The following is a 22,226-nucleotide window of genomic DNA, read 5'->3' as shown; positions in this document are numbered from 1 at the left end:
GCGATGAACGATTTTGGTCCCCCCACCCGCTCGGAATTCCACCCCCACGAGGTTTCTGAACCCCCCCCACGAACCCGCATCGAGGTTCGAGGAATAACGGTGTGGTATGGGCAGAAAGCCGGCGTGCGCGAGGTGAACATGCCCATCTACGCCAACAAGATCACCGCCCTGATCGGCCCTTCGGGCTGCGGGAAGACCACCTTCCTGCGGGCCCTCAACCGCATGCACGACCTGACCCCCTACGCCCGGGTAACCGGCGAGGTGCTGCTGGATGGGGTCAACGTCTACGACCCTGGTGTAGACCCGGTGGAGGTGCGGCGCAAAATAGGGATGGTCTTCCAAAAACCCAACCCCTTCCCCACCCTTTCCATCTACGGCAACGTGGTGGCAGGGCTCAGGCTGGTAGGGATTCGCAAGAAGTCGCTCCTGGACGAAGCCGTGGAGCGGGCCCTGACCCAGGCTGCGCTCTGGGATGAGGTAAAAGACCGCCTGCACGCCCCCAGCATGAGCCTCTCCGGGGGGCAGCAACAGCGGCTCTGCATTGCCCGGGCCCTGGCGGTTGAGCCCGAGGTCCTCCTCATGGACGAGCCCACCAGCGCTTTAGACCCCATCTCCACCCAGTCCATCGAAGACCTGCTTACCGACCTCAAAAACCACGTGACCATCGTGATTGTGACCCACAACATGCAGCAGGCCGGCCGGGTTTCGGACTACACCGGCTTCTTCCTGAACGGCGACCTGGTGGAGTTCGGCCCCACCAGCCTGCTCTTCACCACCCCCAAGGACAAGCGCACCGAGGCCTACATCACCGGGCGCTTCGGCTAGGCCAGGTGGCCCAAGCCGTGCTCGGCCAACAAGGCGGCGATGGAGACCTTCTCTCCCCGCCGGATCGACTCCTCTGCGGCCACCCCCACCACCACGCTCCAAAAGCCCTCCTCGGCGCTGGCCGCGCCGGAGGGCTTGCCATCCAAGGCCTCGATGAAGCGCAGGTGCTCGTAGTAGGTGGCCCCGCTGTGCCCGGTCTCCTCTATGAAGGCCGGATAGCTGGGGGTGGTGGTACGGGAGGTGCGGTCGGGCAGGCAGATGACCTCGAGGTAGTGGGCCCAGCGGGAGTAGGCCTGGCCGTTGACCCCTTCCCAGGCCCTAAGCCGCCCCTCGTCCCCGCAAACCACGATCTCCTCGTAGAACATGGGGACGAACATGCAGAGGTTAAAGCTGGCCCGCACCCCATTGGGGTATTCCAGGATCACGAAGGCGTTGTCGAGGATATCGGACTTTTTTCCCCTGTACTCGAAATCTTTGAAATTCACCGCCTGGCTGCCCACCGCATAGACGCTCACCGGCCGCGCCCCTGCAAAGAGGTTTAGCAGGTCGAAGTAGTGGCAGCACTTCTCCACCAGGGTGCCGCCCGAGTAGCAGGAAAACTTGTTCCACTGCCCCACCTTATCCAAGAAGGGCTCGCGGTGCTCCACAATGCTCAGGGTCTTGACCTCGCCGATGCTCCGGCGCACCTTGACCTCGTGGAGGGCCTCAACGTAGATGGGCTTGTAGCGGTACTGAAGGCCAATCTGCAGCACCTTGGGGTAGTTCTGGGCCATCTGCCAGACCTGGTAGGCGTCGGGGATGTTGGTGGCCATGGGCTTTTCCAGCAGAATGTGCTTGCCCGACTCTACCGCCACCCGCAACACCTCCAGATGGGTGTGGTTGGGGGTGGAGATGATGAGGGCGTCCACCGCAGGGTCGAAACAGGCCGCCTCGAGGCTCTCGTAGACCACCAGGGGCTCATCGGTAAACCGGGCCTTGACCCGGCGGGCTCCCTCCACGCTCGAGGGGTTGGGGTCGTAGACTCCGTGGACCGTGCAGCGGCCCTCGAGCTGGGTCACGGCGATGTGCTCCTGGCCGTTGACCCCAGCACCGATGACGTTGAAGCGGTATTTGAGGGGCCCTGGATGCATCAAAAAGCGGTCCTCTGGAGGGATGTAGGCAAAGCGGGGGGAGAGAGCATGGAGGCGGTTGGCAAACTCCTTGTTGCGCTTCATGTTTAGATTATAAATCTAAAATCTGAAAGAAGGCGGGCGGTGTAGAATCCCAGGCGGAGGGAGTATGGCCCACATCCTAGCCCTCGACCAGGGAACCACCAGCAGCCGCGCCATTGTCTTCGACCTGCAGGGGCACCCCGTCGCCATGGCCCAGCAGGAGTTCACCCAGCACTTCCCCCAGCCCGGCTGGGTCGAGCACGACCCTTTGGAGATATGGCAGACCCAGCTCCAGGTGGCCCGGGAGGCCATCCGGCGCGCTGGCGTCGAGCCGAGAGATATCCTGGCCATGGGCATCACCAACCAGCGGGAAACCACGGTGGTGTGGGAACGGAACACCGGCAAGCCCGTCTACCGGGCCATCGTCTGGCAGGACCGGCGCACCGCTGCCATGTGCGAGGAGCTCAGGAAAGGGGGACACGAAAAGCTCTTTCGCGAGAGAACCGGGCTGGTGCTCGACCCCTACTTCTCCGGCACCAAGCTAGCATGGCTCCTGGAAAACGTGCCCGGGCTGAGGGAACGAGCCTTGCGAGGAGAACTCTGCTTTGGCACCGTAGATAGCTGGCTTATCTACAACCTGACCGGGGGCCAGACGCACGCTACCGATGTGAGCAACGCCTCGCGCACCTTGCTGTTCAACCTGCACACCCTATCCTGGGACGAGCATCTGCTGGACATCCTGGGCATCCCCAAAGCCCTCCTGCCCGAGGTGCGCCCCTCGGCGGGCAGCTTGGGGCAAAGCATTTCCGAGCTCTTGGGGGCGGCCATCCCCATCACCGGGGTGGCCGGCGACCAGCAGGCCGCCCTTTTCGGCCAGGCCTGCTTCACCCCGGGGATGGCCAAGAACACCTACGGCACCGGCTGTTTTCTTTTGATGCACACCGGCTCTAAACCGGTGGTCTCTCAAAACGGTCTGCTCACCACAGTGGCCTGGCAGCTAGCGGGAAAATCAGCCGAGTACGCCCTGGAAGGTTCGGTGTTCATTGCGGGGGCCGTGGTGCAGTGGCTCAGGGATGGGCTGGGGATCATACGGCGCTCGAGCGAGGTCGAGGCCCTAGCCCGGCAGGTGGAAAGCCCCGAGGGGGTCTACCTTGTGCCGGCCTTCGTGGGGCTTGGGGCCCCCTACTGGGACCCCTACGCCCGCGGCACCCTGGTGGGGCTGACCCGGGGCAGCACCGCCGCCCACATCGCCCGGGCAGCCCTCGAGGCCATCGCCTACCAAAGCCGGGATGTGCTGCTGGCGATGGAGGCCGACGCCGGCCTTGGCCTCTCCGAGCTCAGAGTGGACGGAGGCGCCAGCGCGAACAATCTTCTGATGCAGTTCCAGGCCGATATCCTAGGCACCCCGGTGGTGCGGCCCAGGGTAACCGAGACCACCGCCTTAGGGGCCGCCTACCTGGCCGCGGTAGGGGCCGGGCTGCTCACCCAGGAGGAGATTGCCCAGCGCTGGCAGGTTGAAGAGCGCTTCAGCCCCCGCCTGGACGAAAAAGAGCGCGAACGGCTCTACCAGGGGTGGAGGCGGGCCGTGGAGCGAGCACGGGGATGGGCCGAGGCCTGAGCTTCACACCCACACCATAATCCGGTGCTAGGATGGGGCCTGGGGGGAACTATGGACCTGAGGGAACTGGCGCAAAAAGCCCGGGAGGCAGCGGAAAACGCCCTGAAGCAAGCCGAAAGCAAGCTAAACGAGGTTAAGGCCCATCTGGACAAGGACCAAGACGGGGTGCCCGACGCCCTGGAGAGCATCCTTCAGCAGGCCCGTCAGGCCACTGAGGAGGCCAAGGCCCGCTTCGAGGAGTTCAAGGCCAGCCTGGACCAGGACGGCGACGGCATCCCCGACAAGCTCAAGCATCTGAGCGAGCAGGCCCAGCGGGCCGCCGAGCAGGCCAAAGCCAAGGCCGAGGAGCTGGCCCGGGCCCTACAGGAACGCCTGCAGCGCTAGCGCACCAGGAGCACCGGGCAGGGGGCGTGGGCCAGCACTTTTTGGCTCTGGCTGCCCAGAAGCAGCCCCTTGAGCTGCCCTAGACCTCGAGTGCCCATCACAATCAGGTCGGGCTGGCGCACCTCGGCCGCCCTCAAAATGGCCTCCGCTGGGGGGCCTTCCAGTATTTCTATCTCCAGGTCCGACAGCCCCTCCAACAGAACCCGCGCTTCCGCCGCCACCCGCTCTGCCGCCTCGGTGCGGCGGGCGATGGCTTGTTGCAAGAAGGGCTCCCCTAAGTAGTCGGGAACCGGATCGAAGGCGTGCAAAACCAGGAGGCGAGCCCCGTAGCGGCGGGCCAGATCGGCCGCTAGGGTGGCCGCTTTTTGGGCATGCGTTGAACCGTCGAAGGCCAGCAAAATCAACTGGAACACACCGAATTTTAAACCCACGTAACGCCCCCAGTAAAACAGGCGGTTCATCCATCACCGACCCCAAGTAACGTCCGGTGTAGCATCTGCCTTACGGGGGCACGCCACCTTACAGCCCCGCGAAACTGGAGGACAAGATGGCCAAACTCATCGCGGTGGACGACTCAATGGCCGATCTAAAGCTCATCGAGAGCATCCTTTCGCCCCTGCACCAGGTGGTGCTCTACCAGGGCGGCGAGAACGTGGAGCGCCACATCGAGGCTGAAAAACCCGATGCGGTTCTCCTGGATGTGGTGATGCCCGGACGTAACGGCTACGAAATTCTGCGCTCCTTGCGGCGCAACGAGGCCACCAGGCACATTCCCGTGCTCATCATCAGCTCTAAAGGTGAGCCCACCGACATTGAGTGGGGCAAGCGCCAGGGGGCCAACGGCTACCTGACCAAGCCCTACACCCCCGAAGCCCTGCGCCAGGCCGTGCAAGAACTGCTCGTCTAGTATGGCTTTCTCCCAGGTCTGGGTGCTGCGCTTGGGCCCCATCCTGCTGGGCCTTGAGCCCAAGGGCCTCAAGGAGGTGTTGGATATCGCCCGCCTGACCCCTGTGCCCCTGACCCCCCCCTTCCTGCGGGGGCTGATGGCCCACCAAGGACAGGTGGTGCCAGTCTTCGACCTGGCTTCCTTCCTAAAAACAGCGCCCGCCGCGGCCAACCTGGCCGCCCTGGTGGCCTTCGAGGGGCAGGTTCTGGCCTTCTCCATTGACGAGGTGGTGGGGCTGGTGAGCAACCCAGCGGTCCGACCGGGGCAGGCCGAGCCCCCCTTTTTCAGCCACGTGCTGGAAGAAGGGGGCCGAACGATACTGCTCCTCGACATCCCCGCCCTCTTCGCCCACCTCGCCCAGGCCATGGCCCCCAGAACGGCCATAGCAAATTAGGAAAGGAGCAAGATGCAAGCCAATCATCTTCCCATCGAGCACGACCCCCTCTTGGTGGGCGCCTCATTCGTCATCGCCATCTTCGCCTCGTATGCGGCGCTGGTCATCATCGAACGCCTGCGCCAGGGCAGCAAGCACCCTGCCTGGCTCTGGATGGGCGCCAGCACCTACGGAATGGGGGTCTGGGCCATGCACTTCACCGCCATGACCGCCCTGCGGCTGGAGAGCCTGGTCGCTGCTTATGACCCCCTGCTCACCCTGCTCTCGGTCGTCTGGGCCATTTTAGGCGCTGCGGCGGCTTTCCACTTGGTGCGCACCCCCAGGGTGGGCCCCCTGCAGGTGCTGGGGGCGGGGTTCTTTCTGGGAACGGGCATCGGGGCCATGCACTATACCGGCATGCTGGCCATGCGCCTCGAGGCCCGTCTCAGCTTCGACCCCCTGCTGGCGGTGCTATCGGTGCTGGTGGCGGTAGTCCTGGGCGCCTTCGGGATGTGGACCCTGACCAGCGCCCTCTTCAGCCGCTTCCGCTTCCGCTACCTCCTCACCACCACCCTGACCGGCCTGGCCATCCCCTTCATGCACTACACCGCCATGCTGGCCGCCCGATTCACCCCGGTGGAGCAAAGCCATAGCATGGCCGCGGTCCACGGACTTTTCTCGCTCAACCTGTTCATTCTGCTGGCCGTAACCCTCACCGCCCTGCCGCTCTTCGCCAGCGCCATGCTGGAGGCCGCAGCCGAGCGCGGCCCGGAGGTCGAGACGTGATCCGGTCAAGACCCAAACCCACCCTACGCCCCTTCCCAGCGGAGACCGTAATCTTCCGCAGCGGCGGCCTCCTGGGCTCGCTTAAAATCTGGCAAAAGCTCCTTCTAATCAGCCTGGCCTTCCTCGCTCCCATCGGGCTCATTACCCTGGCCCTCTACCGCGAAAACCAGCAGCGCTTCGACGCCAGCTACAACGCCTACACCGCCCTCGGCTACCTGCGCCTGGCCCAGCAGCTCTTCTTTGCCATCGACCAGCACCAGCGGGCCCTCGAGCGGAAAGACCCCCGGCTCGAGGCCATCGCCGCCCGAGCCGACGAGGCACTGGCGCAACTGCAGGAGCTCAACACCAACTTAGGTGAGCGCTGGGGCTGGGGGCTGACCGAGAAAATTGCCCAGGTGCGCTACGACTGGGAGCGTATCAAGACCCAGGGCCCCACCATCAGCGTCCTGAACAGCTTCGAGGCCAACCAGCTTCTCCTCCAGACTCTGCGCGAGCTGATGGAAGAGGTGAGCCACTCTTCGGGGCTGACTATGCTGCCTGCCAGCGACATCCACTATCTAGACCAATCCATCGCTGACACCCTTCCCAAGTTCTACCTGGAGCTCAGCCGGGTGCGCAACCTGGGGCAGTACGCGCTGAGCCGGGGCTCGATTAGCGTGAGCGAGCGGATTGAGCTCAACGCCATGGCCCGCCGGATGAGCCAGAGCCTCAACGACCTGGCGCGGGAGCTCGAGACCGCCTACCGTCAAAACCCGCGGCTCGAGGCCCTGCTAGAAGACTTTGCCCGCACCGACCCCCTGGTGCGGGACGCCTACGCCCTGGCTGTTCGCGAGGTTGCCCTGCCGCCCCGGCTGGACCTGGACCCCCGCATCTACGCCGAGACCTTCGACAAGGCGCTGGGCAGCCTGGAGACCTACAACCAAGCCCTCATGGCCCGGCTAGAGGGGCTGCTGAGCCAGCGCATCGCCGGTATCCTGCGGGAGCAGCTTCTGATCTTCATCGGTATCGCGCTGGCCCTGGCCCTCACCTTTGCCCTGGCCGGTACGGTGGTCCGCTCCATCACCCGCCCGGTGAACCAGCTCTTCACCGCTTCTACCCGGCTGCGCAGGGGAGACCTGAGCGTGCAGGTGCCCATCCAGTCCTCCGACGAGCTGGGCTCGCTGGCCCGCACCTTCAACGAGACCGTGGTCCAGCTCAGGGCCAAGGCCGAGGCCGACGCCGAGCAGTTGCGGCAAAGCCGAATCCTGCAGGAGAACATCGCGGCCTTCCTGAACGTGGCCATGGAAATTGCCCAGGGCGACCTGACCAAGCGGGGCCGGGTAACCGAGGACGTGCTGGGCAACGTGGTGGACGCGGTTAACCTGACTGTGGAGGAGATCGCCTACCTGCTCAAGCAGGTGCGCGAGGCCGCCGAGATGGTGAACCAGAGGGCAGCAAGGATGGCCGAAAGCTCCAGAAGCGTGCAGGAGAAGGCCGAGTCCCAGGCCGAGCTCTCGGCCCGGGCCCGCATCGAGGCTCTGGACACCACCGACGAGATCCGCCGGATGGCCGCACAAATCCTGGAGGGCACCGCTTTGGTGATGCAGGCCAAGGAGGCCGCGCTGGAGGGCCAGGGGGCGGTGCAGAACACCCTGGGCGGCATGCAGAACATCCGCCGCGAGGTGCAAAGCATCTCCAAGAGCATCAAGGGGCTCTCCGACCGCTCGCTGGAGATTTCCGAGGTGGTCGAGACCATCTCCCGCATCGCCAAGCAGACCAACCTGCTAGCCCTGAACGCGGCCATCGAGGCCGCTGGGGCCGGGGAGGCCGGGGCCCGTTTCGCGGTGGTGGCCGACCAGGTGCGCAAGCTGGCTGAGGACGCAGCCCGGGCCGCCCAGCGGGTGGCCCTGCTGGTCAAGGGCATCCAAAGCGAGATCCAAAGCGTGGTGATCTCGGTGGAGGGGGGAACCCGCGAGGTGGAGCAGGGCTACCGCATCGCCACCGAAGCCGGGCAGAAGCTCGAGCAGATCGCTGCCCTGGCCCAGCGAACCGCTGAGGCCGCCCGCCTCCTGACCGAAAACGCGGAAAAGCAAGTGGAACGGGTGGAGGAAGTGACCCATCTGGTGCAGAGCATCTACGACACCGCTCTGCAAACCGACGAGGAAAGCCGCAAAAGCCGCCAAACCGCCGAGGAGCTGCAGAGCCTGGCGCATCAGCTCACCCAGGGCCTGGCCCGCTTCCGTCTGCCCGCGTAAGGAGCCCTATGGCCTTGCAACGTGAACTGCGCGAAGTCGAGGTCAGGGAGGTAGGACTTCTGGGGGCCCAGCCCCGCAAGGTGCGGGTTGACGCTGGCATTTTGGAGGCCCCCAACACGGGGTTCTTTGGCAACCTGCGCATCCCCTACAAGCTGGCCCTACTGGTCCTGCCCCTCCTTTTTCCCCTCTTCTACCTGCTTGTTTCGCTGGTGCTAAAGCAGCAGGCTGAGATCAACTTCGTCCGGGCTGAGAAGCAGGGGGTGGCGTTTCTCCAGCACACCGGTAGCCTGGCGAAGGCCATTTCTGAACACCGGAGCCTGGTGGCCCTGGGCGGTTCGACCCCGCTACAGCAGCAGAAAGCTGAGGAGGTCGACCGGGCTTTTGCCTCGCTCGAGCAGCTTGCCCGCAACGAAGCCGACCCCTTCGATCTCATTCAGCCGCTGGAGGCCCTCCGGGCCCGGTGGAACGCTCTTTTGAATCCCGGCAGCGACCCCCGCGAGCACGCCCAGCTCATCCAGGAGCTCAACCGCCTAAGCGAGCAAATCGCCTTCCGCTCCAACCTGCTGCTCGACCCCACGGTCCAGGTCTACTGGCTGGCGGACAGCGTGGTCTACCGCCTGCCCCAGGTTCTAGAGGTGCTAGGCCTGACCCAGGTGCTGGGCAGCAGCGCCCTCCGGTCCAAAAGCCTAAGCCCCGAGCAGGAGAGGCGCCTGGGCGGTCTGCTTGCTGCCCTGGCCAGCCGCACCCCCCAGCCCTGGGAAATTCCCTCGGTCACCGCCTCGCTCGAGCGCTCCATCCAGAACGCCCTGAACGCTAACCCCGAGCTGGGCAGCACCCTAGCCGAGCAGGTCTCCTCGGCCCGGGCCATCACCGAGGGTGCTGCCGAGCTGGCCCGCCGGGAGGTGCTCAGCCGGCGCTTTGGTTTGGAGGCTGCCCAGTTTCACGAGCAGCTCAGCCGGCCCATCGAGGCCTACTTCGCCGTGCAGACTGTGGGCCTGTACCAGCTCAACGCCCTGCTAGAACAGCGCCTGGGCCGCCTGGTCAACAACCAGGTGCTCAGCCTGTTCATCGTGCTGGCCGCCCTGGTTTTGTCCTTGTGGCTGATCCTGGGGGTGCTGAACTCCATCCTGGCCCCGGTGCGCGAGCTGACCAAAACCGCCACCCAGCTAGGCCAGGGCAGCCTCGATTCACTGGTGCGGCTGCGCTCGAACGACGAGCTCGGGCTGGTGGGCAAAACCCTCAACCAGTCCATTCTGACCCTGCGCAGCCTCATGGAGCGGCAGGAAGAGGAGCGCCAGCGGGGGCTTTTGCTGCAGGAAAATGTGCGCCGCTTTTTGGACGTGGCCACCGAAATCGCCAAGGGCGACCTGACCCGCCGGGGCGAGGTGAGCGGCGACATCCTGGGCAGCGTGGTCGACGCGGTCAACCTGACGGTGGAGGAGATCGGCCTCCTGCTCAAAGAGGTGAGGGCGGTAGCCGAGACGGTCAACCAGAACGCCAGCGAGATGGAGCAGCTCTCCATCTCCATCGCCAGCGGGGCCCTCGAGCAGGCCCAGGAGGTCGGCCAGGTGCAGCTACAGACCCAGCAGGTGACCCAGGGCATCCGCCAGATGGCCAGCAGCTCAGGCCAGGCCGCCGAGGCGGCTCAGAAGACCCTCGAGGCCGCCCAGGAAGGCCAGCGGGTGGTGGCCCAGACCCTTTTGGGCATGGACGAGATTCGGGCCCAGATGCAGTCCATGGCCCAAAGCGTGGAGGGCCTGGCCCAGCGCTCTAGCGAGATCGAGCAGATCACCCGGCTGCTGGAGGAATTCGCCTCCCAGACCAACCTGCTGGCCCTGAACGCGGCCTTCGAGGCTGCCGGGGCGGGGGCCGCGGGCCGGCGCTTCGCTGTGGTGGCTGAGGAAATCCGCAAGCTGGCGGAGGAGTCGGCCCGCGAGACCAGCCGGGTCAACCTGATGGTGCAGCAGGTGCAAAGCGAAATCGCCCGGGTGGTCGAGCGGGTGCAGGAGGGGGCGCGCGAGGTGGAAACCGGCCACACCCTGGCCCAAAGCGCCGGCCGCCGCCTCGAGGAGATCGGCCGGCTTGCCACCCAATCGGCCCACCTGGCCCAGGCCATCTCGCACCTGGCCCAAAGCCAGGCCGAAGCGGTGGAGCGGGTCGACCAGGCGGTGCACAGGATTGCCCAGACCGCCCAGCGCACCGGGGAAAAAAGCCAGGCCGGGCAGCAGCTGGCCCAGCGCCTGCGCGCCCTGTCGGCCCAGCTCTTGCGCGGGCTGGCCCGCTTCCGCCTACCCTGAGGAGCCCCTATGTCCACCACGACGCCCGATCTCTTGCAAAGCTTTTTGGACGAGGCCTGGGAGACCGTGGTGGTCTTCGAGCAAACCCCCGAGTTCCTGGCCATCGGCCGGCATGAGCCTTTGGTGGTGATGGCCCACCGGCTCAAGGGCTCGGCGGGGCTTTACGGGTTTCCCCAAACCGCCCAGCTAGCCGCACTGGCCGAGCGCATCCTGGAAGGGGCGGCGCGCTACAACGAGGCCCAGCGCGAGAGGGTGGCCCTGTTCATGGAGCAGCTCACCGCGGTGCTAAGCACGGCGCTGGAGAACATCGCCATAAGTGGGAAGGAAGGGCCGGTGGGCCTCGAGCTGGCCCGTTTGGGGGCTGCTCGGGTTGTCCAGGAGCTGGCCGAGCTCAACCCCGAGGCCCTCGCCCCCCCCGAGGAAACCGCCCCGCCTCCAGCCCCTGAAGAGGGTGGGGTGGTGGAGGCGCTCAGGCGCTTCCACCAGCAAAACCAAGAATTCTGGGAGTTCTTCGCCCCGGAAACCCTGGAAAACCTGGAGCTGGCCCAGCAGGCCCTTTTGCAGATGGAGACGGGCGACCCGGAAGGAGAACACCTCCGGGCTCTGTTTCGGGCCATGCACACCATCAAGGGAGCGGCCTACTCGGTAGGCTGCCAGCCCATCGGGGCCTTTGCCCACCAGCTCGAGGACCTGCTGACGGAGGTGCGTGAGGGGCGCCTGGCCTGGGGCCCTGCCATCGCCCAGGCCGTGCTGGAGGGTACCCAGGTCATAGGGCAGATGCTCAGGGTGGCCGAGGGAAAGGAAAACGCGGTCTACCTAACCCAGGCCCAAAACCGCCTGGCCCAGCTTCTGGGTCGGGCCGCCCCCGCGCCCGACCCCTCCGCCCCCCTCCCCCAGCGCGAGCCCAGCCGAGCGGCCTCGGTGCGGGTAAGCCTAGAACGCCTAGATGCGCTGCTCAACATCGCCGGGGAGGTTCTGGTGACCCGCTCGCGCCTGGCGCTCATGGCCCAGCGCTTCGAGGAGCTGGAAAACCTGCTGGAAGCCGCCCGCGAACGGCTGTTGCGCACCACCACCGACTTCGAGGCCCGCTACCTGAACCCACGCCTATCCCTGTCCCAGGAAGCCTCGAGCCCGGCCCAGACCACCCTGGGCAAAACCGTTCAGGAGCTCTTCACCGAGCTCGAGTTCGACCGCTACGACGACCTCAACATCCTGGCCCGCTCCATCCAGGAGATGACCAGCGACATCACCGAGATTCGCAACAGCCTGAGCGAGCAGATCAAGGCCTTCCAGCAGGAGACCGAACAGTTCGGCAAACTGGCCCAGGCCCTGCGCAGCGAGGTGGGCCGGGCCCGGCTGGTGCCCATCGGGCGCCTTTATCAACGCCTATCCCGCCAAGTGCAGCAGCTCGCCAAAGGGAAGGCCGTGGAAATCCGCTTCCAGGGCGAGCAGGTCGAGCTGGACTCGGTGGTGCTGGAGGGCCTGAGCGAGGCCCTGATTCATCTGGTCAACAACGCCCTTGCCCACGGCATCGAAAGCCCCGAGGAGCGCCTGGCCCGGGGCAAACCCGCCAAGGGCACCCTGAAGCTTCGCAGCTACACCCAGCGCAATGCCCTGGTGCTGGAGGTCAGCGACGACGGGCGGGGCATAGACCTCGAGGCCCTCAAGCAAAAGGCGGTGGAAAAGGGCTTTTGCACCCCCGAGGAGGTCCGGGCCATGGGCCCCGAGGAGGCTATAGAGCTGATCTTTCTCCCGGGGCTTTCCACCGCCTCCGAGGTCAGCGACGTGGCCGGGCGAGGGGTGGGCATGGAGGCGGTGGCCAACGCCGTGCGCCGCCTGCGGGGGGAGCTGAGCGTGGAAACCCAGGCCGGGCTGGGCACCACCTTCCGCCTGCGCCTGCCCCAAAACCTGGTGGTCTCGGACCTGCTTTTGCTCGAGGTCGGCGGCCAGGTGCTGGCCCTGCCCCGGGAGAACCTCCTTACCCTGCTCATAGCCCCCAAAAACCAGCCAGAAGTGCTTCACCAGGGGCAGCCTGTGCCCATCCAGCCCCTCCACCGGCTGCTGGGCCTGCCCGAGGGCGAGCAGGACGAGTATGCTCTAGCGCTGGTGGAAGGGCGCGGTGGGCAGTGGGTGGCGCTGGGGGCCGACCGCTTTTTGGGACTGGAGCAAAGCCTGGTCAAGCCCCTTCAGCCCCCCCTGGCCGAGCTGCCCCACCTGCTAGGGGCCACCATCTCGCCCACCGGGGAGGTCATCCTGGTGCTGAGCCCCAGCGGGCTCCTCGCTTTCTCCAGCGCTGCGCCCACCCCCAGGAGCGAAACCCCCGCCGAAAAGCGCCTCCCGGTGCTGCTGGTGGACGACTCCCTCTCGGTGCGGCGGGTGGTGGGCCAGATGCTGCGCAAGGCGGGCTACTCGGTCATCACAGCAGCCGACGGGCAGGAAGCCCTGGAAATCCTAGAGCAACAGACCTTCCGCGCGGTGGTCACCGACCTGGAGATGCCCCGCATGTCGGGCTTCGAGCTTCTCGAGGAGCTGCGCCGCCGGCCCCACCTGGCCCACCTACCGGTGGCGGTGCTCACCACCCGGGCCTCGGCCAAGCACCGCGACCTGGCGCTGGAGCTGGGGGCAAACGCCTATCTGACCAAGCCCGCCGACGCAGTAGAATTGGAGCGCTTCCTGCGGGCTACTTAGGAAGGAGTCTGTGATGAAGGCCTTGATCCTAACCAGCCAGCCCAGCCAGGGCAGCCTGCTCAAAGAGAGCTTCGCCTTGTCGGGGTTTGAGGTGAGGGTTGAGGACAGCGCCCTTTACGCCATGACCCTTTTAGAGCGCAACCGCCCCGACCTTATCGTAAGCGGCGCCACGCTGGGCGACCTGAGCGGCCTCGAGTTCTTCGAGCTGGTGCGCGCCGATCCCCAGCTCGCCCACATCCCCTTCGTCCTGCTGGCCGACACCCCCCCGGCAAAGACCGGCGAATTCGACCTGGTGCTTCCCTCAGCCACCCCGGCTGCCGAGGTGGTGCGCAGCGCCTACCGGCTGATCCTGGATCTCACCCGCAAGACCCACGCGCCCGAGATGAGCCCCAGCCTGCAGGGCTACCTGGGGGACGTGAGCCTCTTCGACCTGGCCCAGTGGCTGGCCAAGTCGGCCAAGACCGGCCGATTGCACGTGGAAATCGGCGGCGAGCGGGCAGGCTGGCTATTCAGCAAGGGCCAGCTCATCCACGCCGAGTACGGAGAAAAAACCGGTGAGGATGCCGTGCTGCACCTTTTGCTGCAGGCCGAGCGTATCCGGCAGGGCAGGTTTCACTTCGAGCCTTTAGGCGAGGCCGACTTCTTCCTCGAGCCCATCACCATCCGCAAAACCACCGACCAGCTTTTGCTCTCCTTGGCGGTGGAGATGGACCACCGGCGGCAGGGCCTTCACTAGTGTTCACACGTCACCGCCTCCAGGGCGGTTTTTCCCTACGATGGGGGAGGTATGCAAGGAGCCAAGGTTCTAGTCGTGGACGACAGCACCAGCGTACGCAAGGTGCTGGAACGCCTGTTGTCCACCCGCGGCCTCCAGGTCACCACCAGCGAAACCGCCGAGCAGGGCCTGGAGATAATCCAACGCAACACCCCACATCTGGTCATCGCCGATGTGGTCATGCCCGGAATGAGCGGATTTGAGCTGTGCCAGACGCTCAAGCACAACCAGGCCACCCAGAACCTGCCGGTCATCCTGATCTCCGGCATCATCAACGATGGGGTGGTGGCCCAGGCCCAGCAGGCCGGGGCCTTCGACGTGGTCTCCAAACCCTTTACCCCAGACGAGCTCTTCCCCAAAATCGAGCGCGCCCTCCGGGCCAGCCAGGCCGCCCTCCGTCCCTCCACCCCCCCGAGCACCCCGTCCCCTAGCCCCCTGCAGGAAGCGCTCGGGCCCTTTTTGGAAAAGCCCGAGGTGGAATCGGTCCTAATCCTCGGCCACGGAGGGCAGGTCCTGGCCCAAAGCGGCCAGCCCATCGAGGAGACCGAGACCCTGGCCACCTACCTGCACACCCTGCTGTCCATTGCGGGGGTGATGGGCGAGCGCTACCACCTGGCCGCGGTACAGCACTTGAGCCTCGAGTACCCCGGAAAAACCCTGCTTCTAAGCCGCCTTGGTGAGAAGACCACCCTGGTGCTGGTCCTGCGGGGCACCGGCGGCACCGGGGTGATCCGCTACCTGGTGCTCAAGCAGATGCCCCATCTCAAAGCAGCCCTCGGCGGCTAGCCCTGCGGCTTCTGCAGAGCAGGGGCCATCGCCTCCCAGCGGGCCAGGGCCCGCAACACAGCGTCCCGCTCGTTCTGGTGCGAAAGCCGGCGCAAGGCCTCCCGCACCGGCACCCAGTCCACCCCGTCCACCTCTTCCTTCTGCGGCCTCGGCCGCCCGGCCACGTAGCCCATAAGGAAGTGGTGGACCTCCTTGGTCACGGTGGTGGGAACGCCGTCGTCCCGCACGGTGAAGTGGTAGCGGATGCTGCCCAGAGGGGCCAGCACCCGGGCCCGAATGCCGGTCTCCTCCCAAACCTCCCGCACCGCCGTCTGCGGATACCGCTCCCCGGGCTCCACCTGGCCCTTGGGCAGGCTCCAAACCCGCCCATCCTTGACCGCGATGAGCAGCACCTCCAACCCGCTTCCACCGGCCCGCTCCCGCAACACCACCCCCCCCGCCGAGGTTACCCGGCGGCGGGCCTGCGGTTTGGCCGGAGGCGGGCTACCCTGGCGCATACCCCGCTTAGGTCGGCGGCGATGTGTTCCGACTGAATAGCGCATAACCTATGCTTTACCTGCAAATGCCCCTACAGCGGGCCACCAGCTTCAGTGTACACGGAACCGGGGCTTTTATCCCACCCCACACTCGCTTATCCCCGCCACCGTTAATCTTATGAAGATGTACAGGAACCTGCAGGCCTTTATCGCCGACCTAGAGCGCGCGGGGGAGCTGGTGCGGGTGCGCCAGCCGGTCTCCTGCGAGCTGGAGATCACCGAGATCGCCGACCGCCTGGTCAAGGCCGGGGGGCCGGCCCTCCTTTTTGAGCGGGTGGAGGGGCGCGAATTCCCGGTTTTTATCGGCGGCTTCGGCACCGCCGAGCGGGCTGCGCGGGCCTTGGGAGTGAAAAGTCTGGACGAGCTGGCCCAGCGGGTCGAGCGCCTTCTGCAGCTCGAGCCCGGCCGGGGGGGGCTCAAGGCTGCCCTGGGCCTTCTGCCCAAGCTGCGGGAGCTCCGGGGCTTCTTTCCCAAGAGGGTGCGGGGCGGACCGGTCCAGGAGGTGGTCTGGCGGGGCGAGGAGGTGGACCTCTTCCGCCTGCCCATCCTCAAGTGCTGGCCCCTGGACGGGGGGCCCTACATCACCCTGCCTTTGGTCATCACCAAGGACCCCGAGAACGGTGAACTCAACCTGGGCATGTACCGCATGCAGGTGCTGGACCGGCGAAGCACCGCCATGCACTGGCAGCTTCACAAGGTGGGGCGGCGCCACTACGACAAGGCCAAAAAGCTGGGGCGGCGGCTCGAGGTGGCGGTGGCCCTAGGGGGCGACCCCATCCTGACCTACGCCGCCACCGCCCCCCTGCCGCCCATCCCCGGGGTGAGCGAGTTCAACCTGGCCGGCTTCCTGCGGGGTGCCCCAGTGGAGCTGACCCGGGGGGTGACGGTCGACCTGCCGGTGCCGGCAGAGGCCGAGTTCGTGCTGGAGGGCTATGTAGACCCGGCTGAAGACCTGGTGGTGGAGGGGCCTTTTGGCGACCACACCGGCTTCTACACCCTGGAAGACTTCTATCCGCGCTTCCACATCACCGCCATCACCCACCGCCGGCGCGCGGTCTACCCGGCCACCATCGTGGGCCGACCCCCCATGGAGGACGCCTATTTGATCGAGGCCTCGGAGCGCCTCTTCCTCCCCGCAGCCCGCCTCATCCTGCCCGAGATTCAGGACTACCACATGCCCCCCGCCGGGGTGGCCCACAACTGGGTCAACGTGGCCATCCACAAAAGCTACCCTGGCCAGGCCTACAAGGTGGCCCAGGGGATGCTGGGCCTGGGCCAGATGATGTTCGCCAAGGTGCTGGTGGTGCTGGACGCCGGGGCCCCCCTCAAGGGCGCGGCTGCGCTCGAGGCTGCGCTGGCCCAGGCCCTGCCGGGGCGGGACACCCTGCTTACCCGGGGCCCCATCGACGTGCTGGACCACAGCAGCCGGGCGATGGGCTACGGCGGCAAGCTGATCATCGACGGCACCCGCAAGCTGCCCGAAGAGGGCGGCCCGGTGCCCTTCACCCCCCGCGCCCACTCCAGCCTGCCTGCCCTACCCGGGGTGCGGCAGCGGCAACTCCCCGGCCTCTGGATGGTCACCCTGGAGAAGACCCGGCCCCACCAGGCCCGGGAGGTGGCCGAAAGGCTTCTGGCCGCCCCTGAGAGCGCGGGCATCCGGCTTCTTCTCCTCACCGATGCCGACACCGCCCTGGAATTCGACGAGGTGATGTGGGCGGTGCTCAACAACATCGACCCCGAGCGCGATGCCTGGGTCATGCCGGGGGCGGAGGGGCCGGTGCTGGTGCTGGACGGCACCCGCAAGCTGCCCGAGGAGGGCTTTACCCGGGGCTGGCCGCCTAAGATCGTAATGGCCCCGGAGGTGGTGCAGCGGGTAAACCAGCGCTGGGCCAGCCTGGGCCTCCCTCCCCTGCCCCCCAAGGAGCTGGTCGAGGCCTGAAGCCGAGCCCTCGGGCGGCACAATCTGGCCTGGAGAAGGGTGTTAGGATTGGCTTCAATGAACGACCGCTACGTCCCACCCCTGCGCGACCCGAGGCTGGGCCCCATCGTGGATAAGGTCGAGGCTGGCCGACGCCTTACCTTTGAGGAGGGGCTGCTTCTCTACAACACCCCCGACTACCACACCCTGATGTGGCTGGCCAACCGGGTGCGCGAGCGCAAGCACGGGCACAAGACCTATTTTGTGCACTCCCTCAGGCTCGAGTTCACCAACATCTGCTACGTGGGGTGCACCTTCTGCGCCTTCGCCGCCCGCAAGGGCGACCCCAGGGCCTGGGACTACGACGTAGAGGAGGTGGTGGCCAAGGTGCGGGAGAAGTGGGAGCCCGGCCTGACCGAGCTGCACATGTCGAGCGGCCACCACCCCACCCGGCCCTGGCGCTACTACCCCGAGCTGGTGCGGGCCTTGAACGAGAACTTCCCCGGGCTCCAGGTCAAGGCCTTCACCGCAGCGGAGATCGAGCACCTCTCCAAAATAGCCAAAAAGCCCACCCTGGAAGTCCTGCGCGAGCTCAAGGAGGCCGGTCTGGCCGCGCTGCCGGGGGGTGGGGCAGAGATCTTCGCCGAGCGGGTGCGCCGCCAGATTGCCAAGAACAAGGTCAAGGCCGAGAAGTGGCTGCAGATTCACCGCGAGGCCCACAGCCTGGGCATCCGCACCAACGCCACCATGCTCTACGGCCACATCGAGACCCTGGAGGAGCGCCTCGACCACATGGACCGGCTGCGCAGGCTGCAAGACGAGACCGGGGGCTTCTACAGCTTCATCCCCCTGGCCTTCCAGCCCGACGCCAACGCGTTGGCCTATAACCTGGGCAAGACCGAGTTCACCACCGGCCTGGATGACCTCCGGAACCTGGCGGTGGCAAGGCTATACCTGGACAACTTCGACCACATCAAGGGCTACTGGGTGATGATCTCCTCTGAGCTGGTGCAGGTCTCGCTGGACTGGGGGGTCTCGGACATCGACGGCACCATCATCGAGGAGCACATCGCCCACGCTGCCGGGGCCACCTCGCCTTTAGGGCTCTCCCGCCAGAAGATGGTCGAGCTCATCAGGGCTGCCGGGCGGGTACCGGTGGAGCGGGACGCTTTGTACAACGAGCTCAGGGTCTACACCGAGGAAGCGCAGACCGCAGCCGGCCACCCGCTATGAGCTACGTTCTGGGCGTTCCCCGCTACGCCAATGTGGCCCCCCTTTACCACTTCCTGGAAGAAGGCGACGGCATCGCCTTTCGTTACGGGGTGCCCACCGAGCTCAACCGCTGGCTGCTGGAAGGCTCGGTGGACCTGAGCCTGGTCTCCTCCTACTTCTACCTGCAACACGCCGACAAGCTCCGGCCCCTGCCCGACTTTAGCATCGCCGACCTGGGGCCGGTCTACTCGGTCAACCTGTTCCACCGCAAACCCTGGTGCGAGCTGCGGCGCATTGCCCTCACCACCGAAAGCGCCACCTCGGTCCGGCTGCTGCAGCACTTGCTCGAGACCGACGGCATCCTTGCAGACTACAGCCCCGAGCAGGGAGGGCTCGAGCTTTTGGAGCGCTACGACGCGGTGCTCCTGATCGGCGACCAGGCCATCACCACCTACTGCGGCCTGCTCTCCATCCTGCCCGAATCGGTGCACCAGGTCCCCCGGGAAATCGGGGGCCTCCGCATCACCGACCTCTCCATGAAGTGGTTTGAGCGCACCCGGCTGCCCTTCGTGTTCGCCCTCTGGACCACCCGGAAAAACGCCCCCCCACCCCCTGAGGTGGTGCGCCGGCTGCGCCAGGCCCGCTCTTTGGGGCTGGGCAATCTGGCCGCGGTGGCCAGCCACGAGGCCCAGCGCCTGGGGGTGCCCAAGCAGCTGATGCAGCACTACCTGTGGAACTTTCGCTACCACCTGGAGCTTCCCGACCGGCTGGGCCTGGAGGCCTTCGCCCAAGCGGTGGGGCTGCCCTACCCCGACGACTACTGGGATGTGTGAGCCCCCCGCGCCAGCCGGGCCTGGTACAGCACCACCCCCAGGGCCACCGCTGCGTTGAGGCTCTCGGCCCCCTCTACCAGGGGAATCCGGACCAGCTCGTCGCAGTGTTCGGCCACCAACCGACGCATTCCCTCCCCTTCCGAGCCAATCACCACCGCCAGCGGGCGCTGGTAGTCCAGCTCCGCGATGGTCCTGGAGGCCCGGCCGCTGGTGCCGTAGACCCACAGGTTGCGCTTCTTGAGAGCCTCCAGGTAGCGGGGGAGGTTTTTGACCTGAAGCAGGGGAATCCTGCGGGCCGCACCAGCCGAGGCCTTGAGCACCAGGGCCGAAAGGGGCGCGCTGCGCCGTTCCTCTGTGACCACCCCGTGGGCGCCCAGGGCAAAGGCGCTGCGGATGAGGGCCCCGTAGTTGCGGGGGTCGGTGATGCCGTCCAACACCACCAGCAAGGGGGCCTCCCCTCGCCGCTTGGCCAGAGCAAAGGGCGCTTCAGGGTCGGCGTAGCCCAGGTCTTCCATCTCGGCCACCAGGCCCTGGTGATGGGTGGTCTTCACCATCTGGTCGAGTTCGATGCGGGGCACCAGCTGGTAGGCCACACCCAGCCTCTCCAGCTCCTCCAAAAGCCAGCGTTCCACGCCCCGGGCCACCCAGACCCGCCCCACCAGGCCCTCCCGCAAGGCCTCCAAAACCGGGTTTCGTCCGTAGATAAGCATAGGGCCAGTCTACGGGTCTTGCGCTATGATGGGCAGCTAGTAAGCTGGTATACCACCAGTCTAGCGGTGGGAGGAAAAATGGCAGACCAGTTCGATACAAACCGTCCCCTGCGGGTTGCCGTGATCGGCGCAGGCCCCTCGGGGATTTACGCGGCCGAGGCGCTGATCAAGCAGAGCGAGGTGCCGGTCTTGGTGGACGTCTTTGACCGGCTACCCACCCCGTTTGGCCTGGTGCGCTATGGGGTGGCCCCCGACCACCAGACCATCAAATCGGTCACCAAAGTGATGCAAAAGGTCCTGCAGGACCCAAAGGTGCGCTTCTTCGGGCACGTGGCCTTCGGACGCGACCTGACCCGGGCCGACCTGCGCCGCTACTACGACGCGGCTGTCTACACCGTAGGGGCCTCGAGCGACCGCCATCTCAACATCCCGGGCGAGGACCTGGCAGGCAGCCTCTCGGCCACCGAGTTCGTGGCCTGGTACAACGGCCACCCCGACTACAAGGACCTCCCCATCCGGCTGGACGTGCGGGGGGTGGCTGTGGTGGGGGTGGGCAACGTGGCGGTGGACGTGAGCCGCATCCTGGCCAAGTCGGCCGAGGAGCTGCGGCTCACCGACATCGCCGACCACGCCCTGCCGGTGCTGGCCCAAAGCCAGGTGACCGATATCTACATGCTGGGCCGCCGGGGCCCGGCCCAGGCCAAGTTCACCACCAAGGAATTGCGCGAGCTGGGCGAGCTTCTGAACGCCGATGTGGTGGTTCGTCCCGAGGAGCTCGAGCTCGACGAAAAAAGCGCTGCTGCGATTGCAGGTGACCCAGGCTTGCTCAAAAACATAGAGGTGCTGCGGGAGTTCGCCTCTAGGCCCCTAACCGGCAAGCCCCGGCGGGTACACATCCGCTTCTGGGTCTCGCCGGTGGCCATCCTGGGCAACGGCCGGGTCGAGCGGGTGCGGCTGGAGCGCAACCGGCTGGACGAGAACCTGAACGCGGTGGGCACCGGGGTCTACGAGGAGCTGGAGGTGGGCATGGTCCTGCGCTCGGTGGGCTACAGGGGGGTGCCCCTGCCCGGGGTGCCCTTCGACGAACGCAGGGGCATCATCCCCAACCAGGGGGGGCGGGTGCTGCGGGAGGGCCAGGTGGCCCCGGGTGAGTACACCGCGGGCTGGATTAAGCGGGGGCCCACCGGGGTAATCGGCACCAACAAGGCCGACGCCGCCGAGACGATAAAGCGCCTGCTGGAGGACGCGCCCGGCCTGCCGCGGGCCCTCGAGCCCGACCCCGGGGCCATCCCCCGGCTGCTGAAAGAGCGGGGAGTACGGTTTGTGACCCTGGCCGAATGGCTCAGGCTGGACGCGCTCGAGTGCGCCCAGGGCCAGGCCCAGGGCCGCCCCAGGGTCAAGCTGACCAGCGTGGAGGCCATGCTCCAGGCCCTCGCAGACTAGGTTTCAACCTCGCCCAGCACCCTCCAGCGTACCGCGCTCACGCCGGGCTCGAGGCTGAGGCGTCCCACCACCTCCTCCAGGCTGCGCTCCTGCCGCCCCAGGCTCACCAGCTCGGCCCGGAGCTGCAGCCGCCCCGGCGTGTCGAGGTCGCTGGTCTCCAGCAATCTGAGGCGCAGGGGGCTTCCAACCAGGTTTTGCAGCAGAAGAAGCCGCACCCGGGTCTCGTCCTCCGAGCGGCAAACCGCCTGTAGGCTGTAGGTCACCTCGGTCTCGCCCCCCCCATTGCGTTCCTTTGCCTCGAAATAGCGGGCCAGGCCCCGCACCACCAGGTTGATGAAAAGCACCGCTAAGGCGCCGAGCGCGGCCTGGGGCAGGAAGCCCGAGCCCGCCAGCGACCCCACCGCGGCCGCCCCCCAAAGCGTGGCCGCGGTGTTCAGACCCCGCACGTTCAGGCCCTCCCGCAAAATCACCCCGGCCCCTAAAAACCCAATGCCCGAGACCACCTGGGCGGCAATCCGGGTGGGATCAAGAACGCCGTTCACCTCCACCATGGCCGAGATGCTCACGAAAAGCGCCGCCCCCACCGAGACCAGGGCGTTGGTGCGCATGCCCGCCAGGCTTTGCCGCCGCTGGCGCTCTACCCCAATAAAGGCCCCCAGCAGCAAGGCAACGAGAACCCGCAGCATGAACTCTCCCAGGTCCATGACCACC

General features: G+C 66.4%; 20 protein-coding genes. 15 read left to right on the top strand and 5 right to left on the bottom strand.

Annotated features, from left to right (window positions below; genetic code table 11):
- Window positions 1-3 precede the first annotated feature (3 nt).
- Entirely contained in the window at window positions 4-825 is an 822-nt protein-coding gene (gene pstB / locus DV704_RS03815; protein ID WP_199489930.1) for a phosphate ABC transporter ATP-binding protein PstB, read from the top strand.
- Here pstB and DV704_RS03810 read toward each other — a convergent pair.
- On the bottom strand, window positions 822-2,039 hold the full coding sequence (locus tag DV704_RS03810) for a Gfo/Idh/MocA family protein (protein WP_114798239.1): 1,218 nt from the start codon (window positions 2,037-2,039) through the stop codon (window positions 822-824). The two genes, pstB and DV704_RS03810, sit on opposite strands and share 4 nt — an antisense overlap.
- Before the next feature lie 64 nt (window positions 2,040-2,103).
- Here DV704_RS03810 and glpK point away from each other — a divergent pair, with 64 nt between their 5' ends.
- Window positions 2,104-3,594, top strand: coding sequence for a glycerol kinase GlpK (glpK, locus tag DV704_RS03805; RefSeq protein ID WP_114798238.1), 1,491 nt, complete (start codon window positions 2,104-2,106; stop codon window positions 3,592-3,594).
- 51 nt (window positions 3,595-3,645) lie between these two features.
- The gene (locus DV704_RS03800) at window positions 3,646-3,978 is read left to right on the top strand and encodes a dolichyl-phosphate-mannose-protein mannosyltransferase (RefSeq protein WP_114798237.1); all 333 of its coding nucleotides are present in this window, start codon (window positions 3,646-3,648) and stop codon (window positions 3,976-3,978) included.
- Here the strand turns inward: DV704_RS03800 and DV704_RS03795 are convergent.
- The gene (locus DV704_RS03795) at window positions 3,975-4,391 is read right to left on the bottom strand and encodes a universal stress protein (protein WP_114798236.1); all 417 of its coding nucleotides are present in this window, start codon (window positions 4,389-4,391) and stop codon (window positions 3,975-3,977) included. The genes DV704_RS03800 and DV704_RS03795 overlap by 4 nt on opposite strands.
- A 134-nt stretch (window positions 4,392-4,525) precedes the next feature.
- On the opposite strand from DV704_RS03795, the gene DV704_RS03790 reads away from it, so the two are divergent.
- The 8 genes from DV704_RS03790 to DV704_RS03755 are packed head-to-tail and all read left to right on the top strand — an operon-like array spanning window position 4,526 to window position 14,863.
- The gene (locus tag DV704_RS03790) at window positions 4,526-4,885 is read left to right on the top strand and encodes a response regulator (RefSeq protein WP_114798235.1); all 360 of its coding nucleotides are present in this window, start codon (window positions 4,526-4,528) and stop codon (window positions 4,883-4,885) included.
- Window position 4,886: 1 nt separating this feature from the next.
- Window positions 4,887-5,318 carry a chemotaxis protein CheW gene (locus DV704_RS03785; RefSeq protein WP_114798234.1) on the top strand — a complete coding sequence of 144 codons (432 nt, stop codon included), beginning with the start codon at window positions 4,887-4,889 and terminating at the stop codon, window positions 5,316-5,318.
- Window positions 5,319-5,330: 12 nt separating this feature from the next.
- On the top strand, window positions 5,331-6,083 hold the full coding sequence (locus DV704_RS03780) for an MHYT domain-containing protein (RefSeq protein WP_114798233.1): 753 nt from the start codon (window positions 5,331-5,333) through the stop codon (window positions 6,081-6,083).
- Entirely contained in the window at window positions 6,080-8,317 is a 2,238-nt protein-coding gene (locus tag DV704_RS03775; protein WP_114798232.1) for a methyl-accepting chemotaxis protein, read from the top strand. The genes DV704_RS03780 and DV704_RS03775 overlap by 4 nt, the downstream gene beginning before the upstream one ends.
- Window positions 8,318-8,325: 8 nt before the next feature.
- On the top strand, window positions 8,326-10,614 hold the full coding sequence (locus DV704_RS03770) for a methyl-accepting chemotaxis protein (RefSeq protein ID WP_114798231.1): 2,289 nt from the start codon (window positions 8,326-8,328) through the stop codon (window positions 10,612-10,614).
- 9 nt (window positions 10,615-10,623) lie between these two features.
- On the top strand, window positions 10,624-13,302 hold the full coding sequence (locus tag DV704_RS03765) for a response regulator (RefSeq protein WP_114798230.1): 2,679 nt from the start codon (window positions 10,624-10,626) through the stop codon (window positions 13,300-13,302).
- Between the two features lie 13 nt (window positions 13,303-13,315).
- A complete protein-coding gene (locus tag DV704_RS03760; protein WP_114798229.1) occupies window positions 13,316-14,038 on the top strand; it encodes a DUF4388 domain-containing protein in 723 nt (240 codons plus the stop codon).
- Between the two features lie 51 nt (window positions 14,039-14,089).
- Window positions 14,090-14,863 (top strand): response regulator, encoded by a 774-nt coding sequence (locus DV704_RS03755; RefSeq protein ID WP_114798228.1) that lies wholly within the window; start codon window positions 14,090-14,092, stop codon window positions 14,861-14,863.
- Here the strand turns inward: DV704_RS03755 and DV704_RS03750 are convergent.
- Entirely contained in the window at window positions 14,860-15,360 is a 501-nt protein-coding gene (locus DV704_RS03750; RefSeq protein ID WP_114798227.1) for an NUDIX hydrolase, read from the bottom strand. The genes DV704_RS03755 and DV704_RS03750 overlap by 4 nt on opposite strands.
- A gap of 163 nt (window positions 15,361-15,523) precedes the next feature.
- Here DV704_RS03750 and DV704_RS03745 point away from each other — a divergent pair, with 163 nt between their 5' ends.
- Genes DV704_RS03745 through DV704_RS03735 form a run of 3 tightly spaced genes read left to right on the top strand, consistent with a single transcriptional unit; the run spans window position 15,524 to window position 19,362 of the window.
- Window positions 15,524-17,338 carry a menaquinone biosynthesis decarboxylase gene (locus DV704_RS03745; protein WP_114798226.1) on the top strand — a complete coding sequence of 605 codons (1,815 nt, stop codon included), beginning with the start codon at window positions 15,524-15,526 and terminating at the stop codon, window positions 17,336-17,338.
- Between the two features lie 57 nt (window positions 17,339-17,395).
- Window positions 17,396-18,550, top strand: coding sequence for an aminofutalosine synthase MqnE (mqnE, locus tag DV704_RS03740; protein ID WP_114798225.1), 1,155 nt, complete (start codon window positions 17,396-17,398; stop codon window positions 18,548-18,550).
- Window positions 18,547-19,362, top strand: a complete 816-nt coding sequence (locus DV704_RS03735; RefSeq protein WP_114798224.1) for a menaquinone biosynthetic enzyme MqnA/MqnD family protein — start codon at window positions 18,547-18,549, stop codon at window positions 19,360-19,362. Before mqnE ends, DV704_RS03735 begins: the two co-directional genes overlap by 4 nt.
- On the opposite strand, the gene rlmB is transcribed toward DV704_RS03735, so the two are convergent.
- A complete protein-coding gene (rlmB, locus tag DV704_RS03730) occupies window positions 19,347-20,072 on the bottom strand; it encodes a 23S rRNA (guanosine(2251)-2'-O)-methyltransferase RlmB (RefSeq protein ID WP_114798223.1) in 726 nt (241 codons plus the stop codon). The genes DV704_RS03735 and rlmB overlap by 16 nt on opposite strands.
- 78 nt (window positions 20,073-20,150) lie before the next feature.
- On the opposite strand from rlmB, the gene DV704_RS03725 reads away from it, so the two are divergent.
- Window positions 20,151-21,515 (top strand): FAD-dependent oxidoreductase, encoded by a 1,365-nt coding sequence (locus tag DV704_RS03725; RefSeq protein ID WP_114798222.1) that lies wholly within the window; start codon window positions 20,151-20,153, stop codon window positions 21,513-21,515.
- Here the strand turns inward: DV704_RS03725 and DV704_RS03720 are convergent.
- Window positions 21,512-22,219: an MgtC/SapB family protein gene (locus DV704_RS03720; RefSeq protein ID WP_114798221.1), complete on the bottom strand. Its 708-nt coding sequence runs from the start codon at window positions 22,217-22,219 to the stop codon at window positions 21,512-21,514. The two genes, DV704_RS03725 and DV704_RS03720, sit on opposite strands and share 4 nt — an antisense overlap.
- Between the last annotated feature and the right edge of the window lie 7 nt (window positions 22,220-22,226).

Origin of the sequence: Meiothermus sp. QL-1 (assembly GCF_003351145.1) — a bacterium.
Lineage (GTDB): Bacteria > Deinococcota > Deinococci > Deinococcales > Thermaceae > Meiothermus.
Note: the sequence above shows the minus strand (reverse complement) of the source record. Positions and strands in the feature narration are given on the sequence as shown.